Here is a 17,315-nt window from a genome sequence, read left to right on the forward strand (position 1 = left end):
ATGGCTATGGAAAATAATGAGTTACCCCTGAATCTTCAGGAGGTCAATAAGACAACGGGTGAAGTTGTTAAGCTGGATGTCAACAGCGCCAGTACTGTTCAGCCTGTTGCGCTCATGAGGCTTGGTCTGTTCGTTCCTACCCTCAAATCGACCTCTAGGAGTAAGACGAACCGCAAAAACGTCACGGATGCGACTGAGGAGCTCGTACAGCTGTCCATTGCCCGGAGTGAAGGGTATACCGATGTCAGGATCACCGGATCGCGCCTCGATATGGATACGGACTTCAAAGTCTGGCTTGGAATCATCCGTTCAATGTATGATTTTGGCGTTAAGGATGACACGCTCAAGCTGTCTTTTGTTGAGTTTGTTAAAATGTGTGGCTTTGACTCCCGGCGCTCTAACAAGAAAATGCGTGACAGGATAAGCAACTCCCTGTTCAAGCTGGCATCCGTAACCCTCAAGTTTCAGAGTGAAACGAAAGGGTGGACTACGCACCTGGTTCAGTCTGCCTATTACGACATCACTGCCGATGTCGTGGAGATCAGGGCAGAGCCCAAGCTCTTTGAGCTTTATCAGATGGACAGGCGGGTCCTGTTGCGTCTGAAAGCCATTGATGCCCTGCAGCGCAAGGAGTCCGCACAGGCACTCTATACCTACATTGAAAGTCTGCCACAGAATCCGGCCCCCATCTCCATGAAGCGTATGCGAGACAGACTCAACCTGACGTCTAACCTCTACACGCAGAACCACACGGTGCGCAAAGCCATGGCGCAGCTGAAGGATATCGGCTATCTGGATTACACCGAATTCAAACGCGGCCGGGCCACCTACTTCAGCGTGCATTACCGTAATCCGAAACTCATCAGTAGCAAGGTCGTTGTTCCCCGTGAGCCGGAAGAGGAAGTACCTGAGCAGAACTATGACGAAGTTATTAAAGCCCTGAAGGCTGCAGGTATTGATCCTCAGAAACTAGCAAAAGCGCTCGCCAGCGTGAAACCGGGAAATGACTGAGGAATGCCGTTTTAGAGTTTGTTGACTGTGGTATGCAGAGCGCATACCACAGTCAATTTATACTGATTCATCATTCCGTTTAGGTTTTGCTTGCCTTGACTGCGATATGTGGATAGGCCTACCAGAGTATTGATATTGACTGCGGTGTGTGGAAGAGCGGGCAGTCTGCTCAACATCTTCACTGCGATATGTTTACTTTCATCACTTAGTCAATATTGTTCGTCAGGGCGGATGCCCTTAGCCCAGTACTTTCACAAAGGGTCTTAACCCACCGAGATCAAAGGATTCCGGGGGCAGCGTCCGGGATTCACTGATCCGCACTCCCGTGTTCCAGAAAGTAGAGAACAGCATTTAATGGTGAAGATCCGGCATATAGAAGAGTAGGGCTCTCACTTCGGGGACGAGTAGGTACGCCAGGGTGGCGCCGGTTAAAGTGGCCATCCTTCTGAGTGCGGCCGCGGTCGCAAAGTCGACCCCATGGGCTTTCGGCAACAGTGAAATGCGTTATGAAGAAAAGGGGGCAATGCAGGGATGAACAGGATCGGAACGAAAAGGTAAGTAATGAAGAAGACGTAAAGTGCGTTACGTGAATTCCGGCCTGGTACAGCCTGGACCCCTGTCAGTTTTCACGTAACGCAAGATTAATTTATTATCGAATAAGTGGATGTCATTACAACTGTCTGTAAATTTTGACAAATTTAGTTATCTTTTTTTCAGCATGGCAACAGCATCAGCCTCTGCCATTGAAAATTGCACACGATGCCTTGCAGCAACATCGAGAGCAAATACCTTTGTATAGACTTCCGTCGAGCTGATCGACTTGTGCCCCATCAGGCTCTGCAGCACCTTCAGCGGAATTCCGGCATACAGCATGTGCATGGCGTAGGAGTGGCGGAACGTGTGTGGCGTCACCGGCACGGAGAACGTCACCCCGTCGGCGGCTGCCGCTTTAACAGCTTCGCCCAGCCAGGTGCGAACGGTACGGTCGGTGATCTCCCAGATGCGCACCTTTTCCGTTCTGCCGGTGCGCTTATTCCGGCGTTCCAGCGGTATTTTCAGGGTGGCCACCATCATTTCCAGCTGGCGGGCATACTGCGGATCGGAAAGCGGAACGTTACGATGAGGCTGGCTGCCGGCCGGAGCACGGCCGGCCGTTCGGGCCGCTTTCTCCACCCGCTGTTTGAGGGTTGCCAGTTGCACGAACGGGTAGGGCGGGGCCAGGGAAAAATCACTCCGGGTCAGGGCCAGTGCTTCGTTAATACGGGCGCCGGTGTTCCACAGGGTGGTCAGCAGCATCTTACGGTGAAGATCGGGCACGTAGTGGAGCAGGGCGCTCACTTCCGGCGCCAGCAGGTATTTCGGCAGTTCGTCCTGAACGAGCGCCATCTGGCGCAGTGCCAGCGCGGCCGGGTAATCGATGGCCACCGGCAGCTGAGCAGAGGAAAAAGCCCCGCTATGGCCTGGCAGTGCTGGCATCATGTTATGTCACCATTGTCATTAGAGTGTGCAGTGCATCACCGGTGCATCCGGGGATGCCGGACCCGGCAGGATCAGATACTCGGTAGCAGATTTGACACGGTAATTGGTGTAATCTTCAAACGAAACCGGGCTTGCTTTCATCCCCGCGAGAAAAGTTTCTTCAAGACCGCGGGCACGCGGAAGCGATAGTTCTATCGTCTCAGGATCGATGGCCATTTTCTGGCGGGTGGCTTCCAGCTCAGTGGTCAGCCGGTATTTTTCCGTACGAAAAGGAATACTCTCTTCAGCGTTTCGCTGTGTATAGGTCACGTCAAACATCATGCGATCACCGTCGTTCTGCAGTACCACGCCCCTGAGGAGACTTTCTATACGAACGGGGGATTCACCTTTCTGCGGAATCTCCGAGGTCCGGCTGCAGATAATCACCATCCCGGGTTTCTGACTGGCATTAACCATCCGCATTTCACTGAGCGTTGCCGCCCCTGCATCCCGTGCAGTCACACCCAGCAGGATCGTCAGCCCCATTATAAAACCGGTCAGTTTACACATCGTTCCTGTATCCTTTACGTTAATGTCTGGATCATCTTCAGGGAGAAATCCCGCCGGACTACACTATCGAGTGACATGTGGCCGCCAGAGGGTGTCCAGCCGACCACTCATTAAATGCTGCTGTCGGCTATCAGTAGCGACCAAGAGTCATTAACTGGAAGCATTTTTCCTCGGAGAGCTCTCCTTCTTTCTTTGGGAGAGGGCCAAGGAAAGGAGTTATCACATCGACTTCTGTGGACAGATACCATGTGTCATCAGCATCATCCCACCAGGCAACTGTGCGATCGTCCCAAGTGTGTATCTCACGGTAGCAGCCGTATCCGTATATGTGCTCAAACTCCGATTCTTCCATCCAGACTCTGTCATGCCCAAGGATTATGAGAGCCTCAAATAAAACACTCAGTGTAATTTTCATATTCATAATCAACTTCCTTATTATTTAATATCTATTAGTTCTATTTATTTATCATCGCCAGCAGAACATTCCGTTGCCCGCCCGCAGTGATTAGCAGAATAACAGTCACCGCCCGCAATTACCGGATCTCACTCTTTTTGACTTCCGAAAAATTCATAATAGCAAAGTTTTCGGAAGCGATGATGAACAGATTAACAGGATTTACTCGTCAGGTCGGTCTGATGCGGAGAGGGTGAAAGTTATCTAACTACTTAAAGTGTAGCACATTTTTAATTTTCGTTTCACAAATCAGCGCAGAAAATCGCCGTGATCCGGAACTGGTATTTTTCGGATCTAGGGGTTTGAAGCCCAATGGAGCGGAAATGTACGCTAAGAACCTAACTGCATGATTTTAGGTCTATAAAGTCGTGGCGTTGTTCGTCAGGTTTACGTTGATTTGATTACCGGGTTTATTAACACTGAAAGTACCTGAAACCGCATGGCTACTGGCATCAACGAAAAGAGTAAACAAAATCCTCGTTTTCTTTACTCGTCTGACCGCTCAAAAAATGTACTTCGCGTACGTTCTCGTCCGGTTGGCCTTCAACCCCCACCGATAAATAACCGTCAATACGGCGCTCACTTAACGCTTACCTGATTTTATGGCGTGCCGATTACGGATTTTGTTGCTAACCTGCTTTGGCTTTTAACCTCAAACACAGCTCTTATTTGAAAAAGGAATATTATGATGGATTTTGTATATGCCCATAACACTGCAATTGGCTTTTTGCTGTTGTTTGTCAGCTTAGTCTCGCTAGTCACTGTTGTTGCTGGGGAGCATGAAACTAAGCCTGCCATCAGTCTATATTGCGCTTTTTTCGTCTTTTTAGTGGCTGGCATTCTTCTGGTTTGGCGTTAAGCTCGACATTAGCATCATAGCCTGATCGTGATGGTTGATTGACGTGGCGGGGATGTGCAGCGTATCTTCTTTCCCTAAACGAAAAAACCCGCGTTCTCAGGCGCGGGCTTTGACGGGCTAACCAGTTTTCTCAGGACTGATTAGCCAGGTAGCGTGTTCTAGGGGAACAACGTCACCAAATCAGTGATCTCAGTGTAGCCGCAGTTAGGCGCATACTTCAAGACCTCTCGACCTATTCCCCTGCATGAACACGCTACCGCATAGGCTGTTGCCTTTTAGCGGCGCTTTGCCGTGTCTGACGAACTGGAAGCATGAGTTTGTCATAGTCGGGGTTTGAAGCCCAATGGAGCGGAAATGTACGCTAAGAACCTAACTGCATGATTTTAGGTCTATGAAGTCGTGGCGTTGTTCGTCAGGTTTACGTTGATTTGATTACCGGGTTTATTAACACTGAAAGTACCTGAAACCGCATGGCTACTGGCATCAACGAAAAGAGTAAACAAAATCCTCGTTTTCTTTACTCGTCTGACCGCTCAAAAAATGTACTCCGCGTGCGTTCTCGTCCGGTTGGCCTTCAACCCCCGCTAACGGCCAGTACCATTTCAACTGAGGTTGGTGACGGGAAGCAGTACGGTAGTAGTCGTGATTTTACTGCGGCAACAGGGCTGGTACCCGTCAGTACAGCACTGGTGGCCGGACAACATTGCTGGGCATCAGCAAACGAGGTAACAAAAAGATTCGAACATTGCTTTTAGTCAAAAAAATGCAGACTCAGCTGCATTTTGCGCATGCGCAAAACATTTAGTTCCTGTGCTGATATCGCGTACCTGGATATTCCGTTCCCCTTAATTGCCGTGAGTAGAAGTTATCGAGGTTGTTAACCGCCTTTCGCGGATCTAAATCAGGTACATTATTCCAGTCAACGGAATGGCTAACGCCAGCCACATCATCATCATTGAGGTTTTTTTTAGCATTAGTTTCAGCAATATCCCGCCTGAATTCCCGCCAGATATGCTTCATGTCATCAATAAAGTTTCTGGTCCAGTTTTTCATTGCGACCTCCCGTACACAATGGTTTGTCTCTCAGATTTTAATTCTCCAGTCATAAAATATCCCTACACTTCGTATATCACTTAACTGTTACATACCTGATGGTGGCATTCAGCGCTTATAGAGCCTAATCCAATCGATGGTCTCGATAAACTGGTCGTTATCCAGTTCCGCGCAGTTCGCAAAAATTGCTTCAGCTACGCGTCCCTGACACTTTTCAGTTTTCAGCCGATACCTGCTACGCAACCCATACCTTGCTGGCCGTTGTCGGTAAGCACCTGTCGTCCCGTTGATGTGACAAACTGTTGAGCCTTGATTTCCTTCGTTGTATCCCTGTATTAACGCCTGGCGGTTGTCTCAATATACCAGGTCATATCCCGTGCAGCCAGCAGAACTGGACCGCAACTGCGATATCGCAAGGGCGTTAAATTAAAAGCGATAGCCTCTGACGCAAAATCATTCCGTTACGCCTCGCGATCGGTTAAATAATACGTTTAACGTAAAAAAACTCCGGTCTCCAAACTGCCCCCTGTATCTTCAGATAAATTTAAGTCCCATAACGGGACAAAAAACTTGAAGTAGTCCTAAAATGGGACTATCATCATGACATGAAGATAATCGCTATCAAGACACTGAGGGATTTCTGGACGGCGAATCCCGATGCAGAGCAGCCGCTAAAAGCCTGGGTAGATGAGGCCAGTAAAGCTGAATGGAAAACTCCGGCAGAAATCAAAGAACAATACCGCAGTGCCAGTATTCTTAAAAACAGGCGAGTGGTTTTTAATATTAAGGGAAATGACTACCGGTTAATTGTTGCGATTGCATACCAGCGAGGATGGATGTTTATCAAATTCATTGGTACGCATAAAGAATATGACAAAATAGATGCTGAAACTGTCAGCCTGGAGTAAACCCTATGCAGATTAAACCAATTAAAACTGAACAGGACTATGAAGATGCGTTACGCGCTGTAGAGCCTATGTTTGATGACGAGCCTCCTGCTGATACCCCGGAGGGAGACTTTTTCGAAATCATGTGTGTGCTGATTAATGAATACGAAAACAAACACTTTCCTTTCGAAGCCCCGGATCCGATTGAAGCTATTAAATTCAGGATGGAACAGCAGGGGCTGACGGTAAAAGATCTTGAGCCGGCAATTGGAAAATCTAACCGGGTCTATGAAGTGCTTAACCGCAAACGTAATCTGACGCTGCCCATGATCAGGAAATTACATTCAATGTTTGGCATACCTTTAAAAAGCCTCGTTGGAGGATAAGCCGAGTTGAAATTTACGAGCTTAATATCCGCAGGGTATGCAACCGGGGATAATAAATAATGAAACGGAAGTTCTGCTCACTGGTCCTGTTCGTTGTGGCGTTTTCGGCCAGTGCAGATATCAGCGGCCGGATTGTGCGCGTGCTGGACGGGGATACCGTTGAGATACTTGATCCAGGAAACCGACTGACGCGCGTTCGCCTGGCTGGCATCGATGCGCCGGAAAAGAGCCAGCCCTATGGTCAGCGTTCACGTCAGGAACTCTCATCGATGGTGGCTCAGCGGCCCGTAACCGTCACGGGAAGTGAAATGGATCGCTATGGACGCCTGCTGGGTACCATATGGCTTGGTATGACGGATGTAAATGCCGCACAGGTACGCAAAGGCCTGGCCTGGGCATACCGGTACCACGGAAAACCCGTCCGGCCAGACTACGCTGTTCTGGAGGCCGAAGCCCGCCGTCAGTCAGTCGGACTCTGGTCAGAACCGGGTCAGACAGAGCCCTGGCGCTGGCGTAGTCTGCATCAGGATGGGCTAAAAAAGAATAATGATTAAGGAGATTTCTGAATGACGTTAAAATTGACAGAAAGCAAGCTGGAAAACCTTGTAGATACTTTAAATGCCATTATATGCGGTGAAGTAAATATTACACGTGAGCAGCGTGAAAATATGGTCAGGACGGTTGCAATTCTGGGAGGGTTAACGGAGCGGCAGCGCCTCATCACTGCGGAAAAAGAAGCTAAAAAGCAGGTAAAAGAAGAAAAGGAAAAAAAACCACGCCTTCCGGATGAAGTATTTCCGCGATCAGGAAAACCGTGGGCACCTGAGGACCTGGACCTTATTCATTCGATTATTGCTGATATTCCGGATGACAGAATCGACGATCATATACTCTGGCTGTCGAAGAAACTGCAGCGCACCCCTTATGCCATCACCCTCAAAATTGTCAGTGAAGGCCGTATGAACGAGGAATGGGCTAAAGGGTGGAAGCCTGCCGCAAAATCTATTCGTGAAGATTTCGCTCTGGTCAGGGAAAAAATTTCAGCAAATAATACAGATAATTCATGAGCGATCGCCACATATATAAAAGGGTCGATAAATTGGCCCAGATTTTGGGCGCTAATATGAATTTTTATTAGGAATTTTCCTACTCCGCTAAATATAATATTCATGCAGCCGATAATAAGAGTGTAAGAAAGGGGGCGGTGTGAACGATTTTCATAATTTAAGTATTTGTATTCAGAATAAGGATGTGGCAGGCGCAATGCGCGTGCTGCGTGATAAATCAGAATTTGCAGTGCGCAAGATTCTGGAGAAACTAAAGATCAGGGTCACAACGCAAACCGGCAGGGCATTCTGGCATTATGTTCAGGGTTGGCTGTTAACCGCGTGTCGCCAGGGGAATCTACAGCATGAATCATTCAGTACCCGACGTTCTTCCCACTATCCGGAACGCCAGCCAGCTCAGTCCCGCAGCTCTAGATTTGGTCAAACTTCTCGCACTTCTGGCCATGATTATCGACCACATCAATACGGTGTTTCTGTCGCCAGCATTGCCGGTGATGTATGCGCTTGGCCGGATGGCCTTCCCCCTGTTCACGCTTATATGGGCGATGAACGTACAGCGTACCCCGGAACGACTGCAGAAGAGAGCCAATCGTCTGTGGATCTGGGCAGTCATCACGCAGCCGGTGTTCAGCCTGGCCTTCTGGCATCACCAGCCCTGGTGGGCCCTGAACATTCTGTTCGTGTTTGCCGGCGTCACGCAGCTGATTGCCCTGCAGTACCAGCACGGCCTGAAAGGAATGTTTGTGGGATATCTGCTCCTGGCCATCATGATTTGGCCATTGCAGCAGGCAAGCTACGGGCTGGCAGGAATAACGCTGGCCATCAGTATGGCAACCGTTTCTGGCAACGAAAAACCCGAAGTGCAGCGTCTGGCGGCCATCACTGCCGTGCTGTCACTGATTTGTTTAAACGGGTTATCGCATCTCCTGGATATGCCCGCAGAAACATTATTACTGGCCACGCTGCCTACTCTGGCATTCCCCCTGGCAGTGGTTTCCTTCTGCAGAAAAATCTGTCCGGAGGGCCGCAAGCGTTTCATGCCGCGTAATTTCTTTTATTATGCTTACGCCGGCCACCTGGGGATTATTGGTCTGGTACAGTCTGCTTTTGGCTGACTTAGGATGACGTGATGGCTATCAGTGAGAAAGAGCTGATAGGGGTCTGCTTGGAAAACGGAATCTATGGTCACTCCCGTTTTTGCAACACCGATTTTGACGACAAGTTGGCTTGCTTGAATCTATCCGGCGTCTGAATGGGATTTTATTCCCGCGCCTTGATGAGTTCCGCGCCTGATGAACCTCCAGAAAATATACGGCTTCAATGAGCCTTTCCGTTTTACAGGTTCCTCAACAGGCCGGTGGGCCGTTAGTATCATCAATATCAGTATTCGCAAAACCAGATCAGTAATTCTTTAAACCGGTGTATTTCTGCCGTTATGCTACATAAGTTTGCTGTCGTGCCGTTAGGGCCCAGGCTATTCTGGCCAGCTTGTTTGCCAGAGCACAAGTGACGACAAAGTTGCTTTTCCGGCACAGTAAATCCCTGACCCAATCGGCCAATTTGCCAGACTGGTGTTCCAGTTTTTGTATGAATACCCTGGCACATTGAACCAACAAAGTTCGGATCTTTTTATTACCTCGCTTACTAATTCCCAGCAATGTCGTCCTACCTCCCGTGCTGTACTGCCGAGGTACAAGCCCTGTTGCCGCCGCAAAGTCACGGCTGCTGGCGTACTGCTTCCCGTCGCCAATCTCAGTTGAAATAGTACTCGCTGTCAGTGTTCCGACGCAGGGAATGCTCAGCAAGCGCTGTCCAACCTCATCTTCGTCCAACTTTCGTTTCAACTGGGATTCCAAATCTTTAATCTGCTCAACAAGATAGTGATAATGCTGTTGTAATTTCAGCAATAACTGGCTGAGGTAAAGAGGCAAACTATTATCCTCAAGAATGGTACTCAGTCGGCTAATAACGGCAGCTCCTCGGGGAACGCTAATGCCAAATTCCAGCAGAAAAGCATGCATTTGATTGGTTGTTTTTACCTTATCCTGAACCAGGGATTCACGGACACGATGCAGAGCCCGCATTGCCTGCTGAGATTCCGTTCTGGGCTGCACAAAACGCATAGACGGACGCGATGCAGCTTCACAAATAGCTTCGGCGTCGACAAAGTCGTTTTTATTGCTTTTAACGAACGGGCGGACAAATTGTGGTGATATCAGCTTTGGGGAATGCCCCAACTCTTCCAACTTGCGTGCCATAAAGTGAGAACCGCCACAGGCTTCCATTGCGATGGTTGTAGCGGGGCATGTCGCCAAAAATTCGATCAACTTTGGCCGGGTAAATTTTTTACGGTAAACAGCCTTCCCGCGACGATCCTGGCAATGAATATGGAAAGAGTTTTTACCCAGATCGATACCAATGAGCGCAATGTTTTCCATGATAGTTCTCCGAATGAAAGCCTGTCCTCAGCATAGTACCGGGAAGGAGGGAGTGACCATCTCATTAAACATCCTACGCTAAGCCTGTTTTTTAAAGAGTCATGACAGACAGCTTTGAGCGAAGAGCGGATATTCAGACCGACTGATAGCTGATTTTGAGTTGCCAAAAAGAGCGCTCCTATTCAGTACAAAAAAGATGGTAATGTTTCATAAAATCTCTTAGGCCTTGCAGGAATGGTTTTGAAATGAATGGATCTTGTTTGTGTGGAACAATTGAATTTGAACTTACTCATAAACCAGCAGTGTTTTATCGTTGTCATTGCTCGCTTTGCAGAAAGCAGAGCGGCGTGGGTTACAATCTCGCCACACTAGTCAAAGACAGTGAGTTTCGCTGGATTAAAGGGGAAAACTGCATTGCTTCATGGTCTAAGCCAACGGGGTACCGTACAGATTTTTGCAATGTATGTGGCTCAACTGTGCCTAACAGTCTGCGAGATGTACCTTATGTCTGGGTTCCTGTTGGTTTAATTGACGAACGTCTTGAAATGGAATGTGCAGGAGACTTCTGCACTGATGATGCAATGCCCTGGGATGAAACCCGCTCACCTAGTTGTCACGCTGGACCTGTCGAGTCTCTAGCCTCGCTTTTAAAGTACCTGAAACTCAATTCCTGAGCGTCAGCATTTGGCACAGAGCAGACTCTCAGGAAGCCCGGTTGCCGGTGGCGAAAACGCTGGGTGAGTATGACTTCAGTCAGGTGCCGGAACTGAATAACGCTCAGTTCTGGCAGCTCTGCGAAACGACAGACTGGGTTGATGCCGTAGAAAACGTCCTGTTGTTCGGTGCCAGCGGCCTGGGAAAAAGCCTTCTGGCGGAGGCGATCGTGGATGGTGTTGTAAGGCTGGGCTACCGGGCCCGGTTCTACAGTGCCGGAGAGCTGCTGCAGGAGCTGCGTAAAGCGCGGACACAACTAAAACTGAACGAGCTTCTGCTGAAACTGGATAGCTACCGGGTGATAGTGATAGACGACCTCGGGTATGTCAAACGCGACAACGCGGAAACGGGAGTGTTGTTCGAACTGATCGCGCATCGCGATGAGCGCGGCAGTCTGGTCATCACTAGCAACCATCCGTTCAGCACGTGGGGCAGCATCTTCGTGGATGAAACGATGGCTGTGGCAGCAGCCGACCGGCTGATCCATCACGGATATATTTTCGAGCTAAAAGGAGAAAGTTACCGGAAAAAGACAGCGAAGGCAGTAACCAGCGTGGCTTAAAACCACCTATCAATGGATGCGGCCAGAGTAGTTGGCGCCAGTCGGCAAAACTAGTTGACGTCTAATACGCGGTAGCAGAAAGCAATATGTGGTGGAGTTCGGACCGCTTCGAGTTCGGCTGTGACAACGGTGAAAAACTGCGGGTCACGTTCGCGCGGGACTGCTGTGGCAGAGAGGCCATAGACTGGGTGGCAAGCACCGGAGGCTACGACAGTTCGAGGGTGCAGGATGTGATGCTGAGGTCGGTGGAAAAGCGTTTCGGCGACAGGTTGCCGGATACTCCGATACAGTGGCTGAAGGATAACGGTTCAGCGTATACCGCGCATGAAACGCGGAAGTTCGCCAGAGAGCTGAACCTGAAGCCCTGCACAACAGCGGTGAGCAGCACGTAGAGTAATGGCATAGCTGCAGCAACCGGAGAACTGGTCAGCTGTAGACCATGAAAAAGAGATTCTGCTTTCATTTTGCCTTCAGACATTGTTCCCTGCGGCTGCATTGGTGGCATTGCCACTTTTTCATGAGTATCAGAGGCCAACTTGCCCGAAATCAGAACATCTGGTGCCTTATGTTGTTCGGTCCATTCCATCAGCGGAGAAAGCAAATCTATCTGATTTAACCCTTCACCACCGCCACAATGACCTACTCCCGGCAACAGGAACAGACGGACAAACTTTTCAGTATTTCTTTCTCCAAGCTCCATCGGCCAGGTCAGGCTCGGGGCATCCAGACGCAGAAGCGGAAACCGTTCAGACGCCAGCCCCTCCTGACGCAGCATCAGCCAGATGCGCCGATAACCAAAACGTCTGCGTTCAAGAGTCAGCTAGATAATATGCCCTGATAAATGTGCATCAGCGTACAGCTGCTGAAGCACATTTATCAGGGCGTATCACAAAGCTTGCGCTCGAACGAAGGCGTTTTGGTTATCGGCGCACCCGCCGGAGGGGTACGGCCAGCTGTTTCGTGCATTTGAAGCAGATGACACTAGTATCTGCATCAGATGCGGCTAGCAATGTGGATTGACAAGGTCCGGGGCGAGAGAAGTGGCGCATCAGAAGGTTGCCCCCTGACGATCGACCGCATGTCTGACTAGGGCGCTGCACGATCCAGGGATAAACTTTGCGACCGCGATGTTTGCTTATTGCGAGGAATTGATCAGCATTAAAGGCGCGATGGGCCACGCCAGCATCACCTCAACTCAGCAATATGCTCGGCGCTGAGAAACACGGTTTCGTCTAATGCATTATCTTCTCAGACTGATTGAGAACTGGCAGGAATCTGTATTAGATATCACTGTCGCAACTCAAGAGGTTGCAAGACTGCTCTGTAGTCCATGTCTATTCTAAGTTTTCAAAACAATCAAATATAGAGTTTCTGCTCCGGACTTTGTCATAAGTGCGTCGTATCGGTTCTCTCTTTTTCACCTGCACAGTCCTGTCGGGCCACATTACTGAGGTTGGAGACTGTGGTGAGCGAGTGTCTGATAATGTATAACATACCGGATCAGGATATCTCTCCATTTTTTATGGCATACATTTTCATGTCTGCCTCTTTCATTATGTCGGAAGGTACCTTATGTTTCTCTGCATTAAATTCTGCAGTACCTGCTGAAAATGATAATATACCGGATATTGTAGCGGATTGATTTAAGTTATGCACAGCTAGCTTGATTTTTTCTACAACTGATACAGCATCAGCCTCTGAGCAGTCAGTCAGTAAGTAAAATACTGAATTCATCACCACCGAGTCTGGCAATCATGTGATTGCCTGCTGTAACCTCTTCAAGGATGCGGGCGAAAGCCTTCAGCACTCTATTGCCTTCATGGTGTCCAAAGGTGTCATTGATAAATTTGAACTCATCGAGATCAATAACGATGACACTAAACACGCTCTTTTTTAATCGTGCTTTGCGGAAGGTTTTTTCAAGAAAGAGGGTATAGGAGCGGCTGTTAAATTGTTCAGTTAAAGAATCTTTAATGGCTATTTGTAATAATTCAAACTCGTCTTCTACAATTGCTGCGAGGTCCATGAGCAAAGACATTTGCTCTGGGGAAAAGATTTTTGGCGAACTGTCAAGCACGCAGATTGCACCGGCTATATCTCCGCCGGGTAAACGCACCGGATATCCTGCATAAAAACGTATAAAAGGATAGCCGGTAACCAGAGGATTTTTTGAAAAGTTTGGATTCATCAATGTGTCTTCAATGACCAAAGGCTGTCCGGTTTTTAAAATCCAATTGCAGAATGACACCATTTTATTTATTGGTTGCAGTTCCACACCACATAAGGATTTGAAGTACTGCCGTTCTTCATCAATTAGTGTAACCAGCGCTATTGGAACATCAAACAACCTTACCGCTATTCTCGTCAGTCGATCGAAACGTTCATCTGAGCCGGTATTCAAAAGCTCGATGTTATATAAAGAAAGCTGTCTTTTTTCTTCGTTTCTCTGGTTGGAATTAATCATTTAAATCGTTTATCTCACTAAAGTGATATATTTATGTATTTCTTTAAATAAAGTGGTGCTTTCAGTTAGCAGGAACAGTTTTAATAAACTTTCGGTATATGTAAATTCCTTTCTCTTGAAAAAAAAGCGCTCTTTATAACCAAATGTTATAGAAAACATTGTGGTATCGACAAAACCAACCGTCGGAGAATAAATCAACACATTAATCTTATGCTATTGAACTTAAACTCCTACTTCAATATAGTTATACAATTTTTTTTAATGTCCATGTTTATCTGTTGCCTTTTCTCCTGATAGACACTATCCTGTTGATTCCATGAATATTGTATGGCATATGCTTGTCGCCAACTCTGTTTCTTTTTATGAGCCTGACTTTTTAGATAAAAAACTATCCAGGACTAAAAAATGCTTAAAAAATTCATTCATTCTTCAGAACCTGTTCTGAAGGCGCTGCAGGATCACGCAGCTTTTATAGAGTTTTCAACAGATGGCGTCATTTATGACGTAAATAAAAAATTTCTTGATGTTGTTGGTTATGAAAGAGACGAATTGATTGGACAGCACCATCGCATATTTTGTGATGAAGACTATGTAAAAAGTACAGATTATGAGTCTTTTTGGCTAAAACTTTCTGCCGGGTACTCGTTTTCTGACAAGTTCATGCGTTATAAAAAAGATGGCTCGATAATATGGCTTGAAGCTAACTACATCCCTATTAAAAGCAGGGGGGGTAAAGTAAAAAGCATCATAAAAATAGCCAGTGATATAACAGAGCGTATTGTCATAGCTCTTGAAAAGGATGCGTTATTAAAAGCTGCAAGTCTTTCTATGGGAATGATCACATTTTATCCATCGGGACACATTATCACAGCTAATGATAATTTTTTAAATGCTGCAGGATATAGCCTGGCAGATATCCAGGGTAAACACCATTCATTATTTTGCGATAAAACTTTCAGTACATCTGCTGAGTATGCACTTTTTTGGGAAAGATTAAGTTGTGGTGAAACGCTGACCGGTGTATACCGGCGCATCACGAAACACGGTGCGGATTTGTGGCTACAGGCCAGTTACTGTCCTGTTTTTGATTTTAACGGAAAGGTAATGAAGGTTGTCAAATATGCTCAGGATATTACAAAACAGAAGTTAAAAAATGAGTTTGAAGCACAGGCGGCGCATAAGGCATATGATGTGTCATCTTTAACTGCGGAGCAGACATCACATGTCAGTGCAGCAATTGCAGAAACGTCTGTTGCTCTTGAAGACGCAATTACCACTACCACGGTGCTGAATGGGTATATTCAGCAATTATCACAGCGCTCCGCAGAAATAACTGAAATATCAAATACTATCCATGATATCGCCGTCCAGACAAAAATGCTTTCACTGAATGCCACAATCGAAGCTGCTCGGGCTGGAATTCATGGTCGGGGATTTTCTGTTGTGGCTGCTGAAGTACGTCTTCTGGCGGACAGGATAGATTCCGCTACGAAACAAATTTCGGGTATTACTGAGCAGAACAGCGAACTCTGTAAAAAGTCCGTAGTGAAAATACGTGAGAGTAATGATGCGATCATAAAATCTGTCAATACGGCAGAAAAGACCGCAGAAATAATCTCGCAAATCAGTATGAATGCCTCGGCCATGATGGCGGTTGTTGAAGAGATAAATACTGCTGTACAGGCTGAATCATAGCCCCCTGCTTTCAACTGGTATTTTTTGTGTCTGAAACTAGAGTCAGTATTTTTAACTTAAATGTCATTACATAAAAAATTGACAAAGTAGTGGACGATGAAAAATATCAGTTTTTCACTCATGCCTCCTTCCAATTTCATGCCTCCGAAATACGAAAAGCAACCTTAACGAATGGAAGGGACTTGCCATGGATGGTTATTCGATTAAGGTCAAATCCCCTGAAAATGGCGTATAGCGCAGGAGTACACCTTATCGCTATAGGTGAGCCTTTTCAAAAAACAGGCTTACCGTACAATAATTCTCTATATCCAAACTGACCCCATTATGCTTACGCCGGCCACCTGGGGATTATTGGTCTGGTACAGTCTGCTTTTGGCTTACTTAGGATGACGTGATGGCTATCAGTGAGAAAGAACTGATAGCCCGTAACCACCTGACAGGTTATCGGTCGGGCTTAACTGGTTATTAGCGCAGGGCATGTTAAACTTCCCGCAGGGAAAAGGAGAGAAGCATGAACCATGAAAGTGATCTGACGAACCACGGCTTCAGTGAAGAGGACATTGTCCGGCTGCAGGCCAGTTCAGCTAAAACGGGTACGGAGATGGATACCCTCCTGAACGATCTGGCAAACCGTTTTAAGGCCCTGATATGGGTGCTGTCAGTCATGTTACTGATTTTTGTGGTCACACTTTTGGCGGGCTCGAGGATGCATGCCATTTCCTTTGGCGTGGCTATTCTTGTTCTTGGCACTCTGTTTACGATTACCATGCCTTTGAAGCTGGCCTATAAATCATGGCATTACCGCCGGAATCTCATTTCCCAGCGTCATCAGAAGTGATCAGATCGAAAACAACCTTAGCCTTTACCCCCCATCCCACAATTTTCATTGTCAGTTTGCCCCGGGACATGGTGTCGATTTTTCGGTAAAAATCGGTGCTGATATAGTTAAACAGACGCCATGTTCCAGGTCTGGCCATTAATCCATAGACACTGTAGATATTTCCTGCAAGCGCGATCCCGTTGTATATCCCCAATCCTGTTGATCGTTCAAATCCCATGAATTTAGCGATGTTCATGGCACCATCACCAAAAATACCCTGCGTGTCAGGTTCATTCAGGAACTGACGACCAACCTCACGGGTTATCGTGTTGGCCGAGTCGACAATCAGAATAGCCCCGGCAAGAACGCCAACGGGGGTCATTGAGGAAGTCAGCACGAAGCCAAATGCGCCCTGCATACCTGCCAGCACCACTTTAATTCCTGAGATGACATAACCGACCATCCGGTCTTCATCCCTGACGTATTTGATCTGGGCATATAGTTTCGCATAACCGGTCTGGATCTGACGGCTCTGCTCAAGCAGACTGGTGTTTTCGCCCTGCAGGTTACGCAGGCAGGTCATGCACTCTTCGTCAGACTTTGCCCGCCGGGCACGCTCAAATTCGCCATTAATGACAGATTTAATTTCATCGATGAATTTGAGACGCGTCAATCCATCCCCAGATGTCGGGCGCCAACAATATTAGCGGTATCGACGAGTTTGCGGGCCTCCAGATTAATCATGGTTTCTGCCCAGACTCGTGCCTGGCTTTTGTTTCCCGGAAGAATTATATCCATGTTTCTCATCCTGATTGAAAATCACCCGTTAAAGCTAATCGCGCTCCCGGATTTAGGCAACCCTGCTTTAAAGGGTAAA

19 protein-coding genes and 7 pseudogenes are annotated in these 17,315 nt (G+C 47.5%); 13 read left to right on the forward strand and 13 right to left on the reverse strand.

Annotated elements, in window-relative coordinates; translation table 11 throughout:
* Positions 1–1,011, forward strand: coding sequence for a RepB family plasmid replication initiator protein (locus AAHF05_RS24485; protein ID WP_015572055.1), 1,011 nt, complete (start codon positions 1–3; stop codon positions 1,009–1,011).
* 243 nt (positions 1,012–1,254) lie between these two features.
* On the opposite strand, the pseudogene AAHF05_RS24490 reads toward AAHF05_RS24485, so the two are convergent.
* The 4 genes and pseudogenes from AAHF05_RS24490 to AAHF05_RS24505 all read right to left on the reverse strand — a co-directional run.
* Positions 1,255–1,512 (reverse strand): annotated as a pseudogene (locus tag AAHF05_RS24490) (site-specific integrase); the annotation flags it as partial.
* A 201-nt stretch (positions 1,513–1,713) separates the two neighbouring features.
* Positions 1,714–2,490: a site-specific integrase gene (locus tag AAHF05_RS24495; protein WP_023327688.1), complete on the reverse strand. Its 777-nt coding sequence runs from the start codon at positions 2,488–2,490 to the stop codon at positions 1,714–1,716.
* Positions 2,491–2,508: 18 nt separating this feature from the next.
* Positions 2,509–3,039, reverse strand: a complete 531-nt coding sequence (locus tag AAHF05_RS24500) for a hypothetical protein (protein ID WP_013087127.1) — start codon at positions 3,037–3,039, stop codon at positions 2,509–2,511.
* A 130-nt stretch (positions 3,040–3,169) separates the two neighbouring features.
* A complete protein-coding gene (locus AAHF05_RS24505) occupies positions 3,170–3,460 on the reverse strand; it encodes a hypothetical protein (RefSeq protein ID WP_013087126.1) in 291 nt (96 codons plus the stop codon).
* 718 nt (positions 3,461–4,178) lie between these two features.
* Between AAHF05_RS24505 and AAHF05_RS24510 the strand changes: the two genes are divergently transcribed.
* On the forward strand, positions 4,179–4,352 hold the full coding sequence (locus AAHF05_RS24510) for a hypothetical protein (protein WP_182014367.1): 174 nt from the start codon (positions 4,179–4,181) through the stop codon (positions 4,350–4,352).
* Positions 4,353–4,933: 581 nt separating this feature from the next.
* A pseudogene (locus AAHF05_RS24515) lies at positions 4,934–5,106 on the forward strand (transposase); the annotation flags it as partial.
* 47 nt (positions 5,107–5,153) lie between these two features.
* Here AAHF05_RS24515 and AAHF05_RS24520 read toward each other — a convergent pair.
* Both AAHF05_RS24520 and AAHF05_RS24525 read right to left on the reverse strand, forming a co-directional pair.
* Entirely contained in the window at positions 5,154–5,405 is a 252-nt protein-coding gene (locus AAHF05_RS24520) for a hypothetical protein (RefSeq protein WP_049120190.1), read from the reverse strand.
* 108 nt (positions 5,406–5,513) lie between these two features.
* Positions 5,514–5,719: pseudogene (locus AAHF05_RS24525) on the reverse strand (hypothetical protein).
* Between the two features lie 291 nt (positions 5,720–6,010).
* On the opposite strand from AAHF05_RS24525, the gene AAHF05_RS24530 reads away from it, so the two are divergent.
* From AAHF05_RS24530 to AAHF05_RS24550, 5 genes are all read left to right on the forward strand, one after another.
* Complete coding sequence (locus AAHF05_RS24530; protein WP_029403837.1) at positions 6,011–6,313, forward strand: type II toxin-antitoxin system HigB family toxin; 303 nt, start codon at positions 6,011–6,013, stop codon at positions 6,311–6,313.
* Between the two features lie 5 nt (positions 6,314–6,318).
* Positions 6,319–6,678: a transcriptional regulator gene (locus AAHF05_RS24535; protein ID WP_332618529.1), complete on the forward strand. Its 360-nt coding sequence runs from the start codon at positions 6,319–6,321 to the stop codon at positions 6,676–6,678.
* Positions 6,679–6,737: 59 nt separating this feature from the next.
* A complete protein-coding gene (locus AAHF05_RS24540; RefSeq protein WP_032656049.1) occupies positions 6,738–7,232 on the forward strand; it encodes a thermonuclease family protein in 495 nt (164 codons plus the stop codon).
* A gap of 12 nt (positions 7,233–7,244) precedes the next feature.
* Entirely contained in the window at positions 7,245–7,745 is a 501-nt protein-coding gene (locus tag AAHF05_RS24545) for a hypothetical protein (RefSeq protein ID WP_023345532.1), read from the forward strand.
* 344 nt (positions 7,746–8,089) lie between these two features.
* The gene (locus tag AAHF05_RS24550; RefSeq protein WP_182014366.1) at positions 8,090–8,860 is read left to right on the forward strand and encodes a TraX family protein; all 771 of its coding nucleotides are present in this window, start codon (positions 8,090–8,092) and stop codon (positions 8,858–8,860) included.
* Between the two features lie 318 nt (positions 8,861–9,178).
* Here AAHF05_RS24550 and AAHF05_RS24555 read toward each other — a convergent pair whose 3' ends face one another.
* The gene (locus AAHF05_RS24555; RefSeq protein ID WP_000427623.1) at positions 9,179–10,183 is read right to left on the reverse strand and encodes an IS110-like element IS4321 family transposase; all 1,005 of its coding nucleotides are present in this window, start codon (positions 10,181–10,183) and stop codon (positions 9,179–9,181) included.
* Positions 10,184–10,428: 245 nt separating this feature from the next.
* On the opposite strand from AAHF05_RS24555, the gene AAHF05_RS24560 reads away from it, so the two are divergent.
* The 3 genes and pseudogenes from AAHF05_RS24560 to AAHF05_RS24570 form a co-directional block, all read left to right on the forward strand.
* Entirely contained in the window at positions 10,429–10,857 is a 429-nt protein-coding gene (locus tag AAHF05_RS24560) for a GFA family protein (RefSeq protein WP_001554382.1), read from the forward strand.
* Positions 10,858–10,874: 17 nt separating this feature from the next.
* Positions 10,875–11,459 (forward strand): annotated as a pseudogene (gene istB, locus AAHF05_RS24565) (IS21-like element helper ATPase IstB); the annotation flags it as partial.
* A gap of 68 nt (positions 11,460–11,527) precedes the next feature.
* Positions 11,528–11,845: pseudogene (locus AAHF05_RS24570) on the forward strand (DDE-type integrase/transposase/recombinase); the annotation flags it as partial.
* A gap of 194 nt (positions 11,846–12,039) precedes the next feature.
* Here AAHF05_RS24570 and AAHF05_RS24575 read toward each other — a convergent pair.
* The 4 genes and pseudogenes from AAHF05_RS24575 to AAHF05_RS24590 all read right to left on the reverse strand — a co-directional run.
* Positions 12,040–12,159: pseudogene (locus AAHF05_RS24575) on the reverse strand (tannase/feruloyl esterase family alpha/beta hydrolase); the annotation flags it as partial.
* Positions 12,154–12,312, reverse strand: a pseudogene (locus AAHF05_RS24580) (IS3 family transposase); the annotation flags it as partial. The pseudogenes AAHF05_RS24575 and AAHF05_RS24580, both read right to left, overlap by 6 nt.
* 647 nt (positions 12,313–12,959) lie before the next feature.
* Complete coding sequence (locus AAHF05_RS24585; protein ID WP_080277803.1) at positions 12,960–13,193, reverse strand: diguanylate cyclase domain-containing protein; 234 nt, start codon at positions 13,191–13,193, stop codon at positions 12,960–12,962.
* A complete protein-coding gene (locus AAHF05_RS24590) occupies positions 13,165–13,923 on the reverse strand; it encodes a diguanylate cyclase (protein ID WP_108091224.1) in 759 nt (252 codons plus the stop codon). Before AAHF05_RS24590 ends, AAHF05_RS24585 begins: the two co-directional genes overlap by 29 nt.
* Positions 13,924–14,328: 405 nt before the next feature.
* On the opposite strand from AAHF05_RS24590, the gene AAHF05_RS24595 reads away from it, so the two are divergent.
* Positions 14,329–15,618, forward strand: coding sequence for a PAS domain-containing methyl-accepting chemotaxis protein (locus tag AAHF05_RS24595; protein ID WP_049015823.1), 1,290 nt, complete (start codon positions 14,329–14,331; stop codon positions 15,616–15,618).
* Positions 15,619–16,129: 511 nt separating this feature from the next.
* On the forward strand, positions 16,130–16,456 hold the full coding sequence (locus AAHF05_RS24600; protein ID WP_023327699.1) for a hypothetical protein: 327 nt from the start codon (positions 16,130–16,132) through the stop codon (positions 16,454–16,456).
* Here AAHF05_RS24600 and AAHF05_RS24605 read toward each other — a convergent pair.
* Positions 16,431–17,111 carry a DUF4225 domain-containing protein gene (locus tag AAHF05_RS24605; protein WP_307857213.1) on the reverse strand — a complete coding sequence of 227 codons (681 nt, stop codon included), beginning with the start codon at positions 17,109–17,111 and terminating at the stop codon, positions 16,431–16,433. The two genes, AAHF05_RS24600 and AAHF05_RS24605, sit on opposite strands and share 26 nt — an antisense overlap.
* On the reverse strand, positions 17,108–17,236 hold the full coding sequence (locus AAHF05_RS24610) for a hypothetical protein (protein ID WP_307857215.1): 129 nt from the start codon (positions 17,234–17,236) through the stop codon (positions 17,108–17,110). The genes AAHF05_RS24605 and AAHF05_RS24610 overlap by 4 nt, the downstream gene beginning before the upstream one ends.
* Between the last annotated feature and the right edge of the window lie 79 nt (positions 17,237–17,315).

The sequence above is a fragment of the Enterobacter adelaidei genome (assembly GCF_041937165.1).
Classification (GTDB): Bacteria; Pseudomonadota; Gammaproteobacteria; order Enterobacterales; family Enterobacteriaceae; genus Enterobacter; species Enterobacter adelaidei.

Excerpts from the sequence above, each read along its gene's own strand:
- AAHF05_RS24485 (WP_015572055.1), top strand. The coding sequence starts at position 1 with ATGGCTATGGAAAATAATGAGTTACCCCTGAATCTTCAGGAGGTCAAT.
- AAHF05_RS24495 (WP_023327688.1), bottom strand. The coding sequence starts at position 2,490 with ATGATGCCAGCACTGCCAGGCCATAGCGGGGCTTTTTCCTCTGCTCAG.
- AAHF05_RS24500 (WP_013087127.1), bottom strand. The coding sequence starts at position 3,039 with ATGTGTAAACTGACCGGTTTTATAATGGGGCTGACGATCCTGCTGGGT.
- AAHF05_RS24505 (WP_013087126.1), bottom strand. The coding sequence starts at position 3,460 with ATGAATATGAAAATTACACTGAGTGTTTTATTTGAGGCTCTCATAATC.
- AAHF05_RS24510 (WP_182014367.1), top strand. The coding sequence starts at position 4,179 with ATGATGGATTTTGTATATGCCCATAACACTGCAATTGGCTTTTTGCTG.
- AAHF05_RS24520 (WP_049120190.1), bottom strand. The coding sequence starts at position 5,405 with ATGAAAAACTGGACCAGAAACTTTATTGATGACATGAAGCATATCTGG.
- AAHF05_RS24530 (WP_029403837.1), top strand. The coding sequence starts at position 6,011 with ATGAAGATAATCGCTATCAAGACACTGAGGGATTTCTGGACGGCGAAT.
- AAHF05_RS24535 (WP_332618529.1), top strand. The coding sequence starts at position 6,319 with ATGCAGATTAAACCAATTAAAACTGAACAGGACTATGAAGATGCGTTA.
- AAHF05_RS24540 (WP_032656049.1), top strand. The coding sequence starts at position 6,738 with ATGAAACGGAAGTTCTGCTCACTGGTCCTGTTCGTTGTGGCGTTTTCG.
- AAHF05_RS24545 (WP_023345532.1), top strand. The coding sequence starts at position 7,245 with ATGACGTTAAAATTGACAGAAAGCAAGCTGGAAAACCTTGTAGATACT.
- AAHF05_RS24550 (WP_182014366.1), top strand. The coding sequence starts at position 8,090 with ATGAATCATTCAGTACCCGACGTTCTTCCCACTATCCGGAACGCCAGC.
- AAHF05_RS24555 (WP_000427623.1), bottom strand. The coding sequence starts at position 10,183 with ATGGAAAACATTGCGCTCATTGGTATCGATCTGGGTAAAAACTCTTTC.
- AAHF05_RS24560 (WP_001554382.1), top strand. The coding sequence starts at position 10,429 with ATGAATGGATCTTGTTTGTGTGGAACAATTGAATTTGAACTTACTCAT.
- AAHF05_RS24585 (WP_080277803.1), bottom strand. The coding sequence starts at position 13,193 with ATGAATTCAGTATTTTACTTACTGACTGACTGCTCAGAGGCTGATGCT.
- AAHF05_RS24590 (WP_108091224.1), bottom strand. The coding sequence starts at position 13,923 with ATGATTAATTCCAACCAGAGAAACGAAGAAAAAAGACAGCTTTCTTTA.
- AAHF05_RS24595 (WP_049015823.1), top strand. The coding sequence starts at position 14,329 with ATGCTTAAAAAATTCATTCATTCTTCAGAACCTGTTCTGAAGGCGCTG.
- AAHF05_RS24600 (WP_023327699.1), top strand. The coding sequence starts at position 16,130 with ATGAACCATGAAAGTGATCTGACGAACCACGGCTTCAGTGAAGAGGAC.
- AAHF05_RS24610 (WP_307857215.1), bottom strand. The coding sequence starts at position 17,236 with ATGGATATAATTCTTCCGGGAAACAAAAGCCAGGCACGAGTCTGGGCA.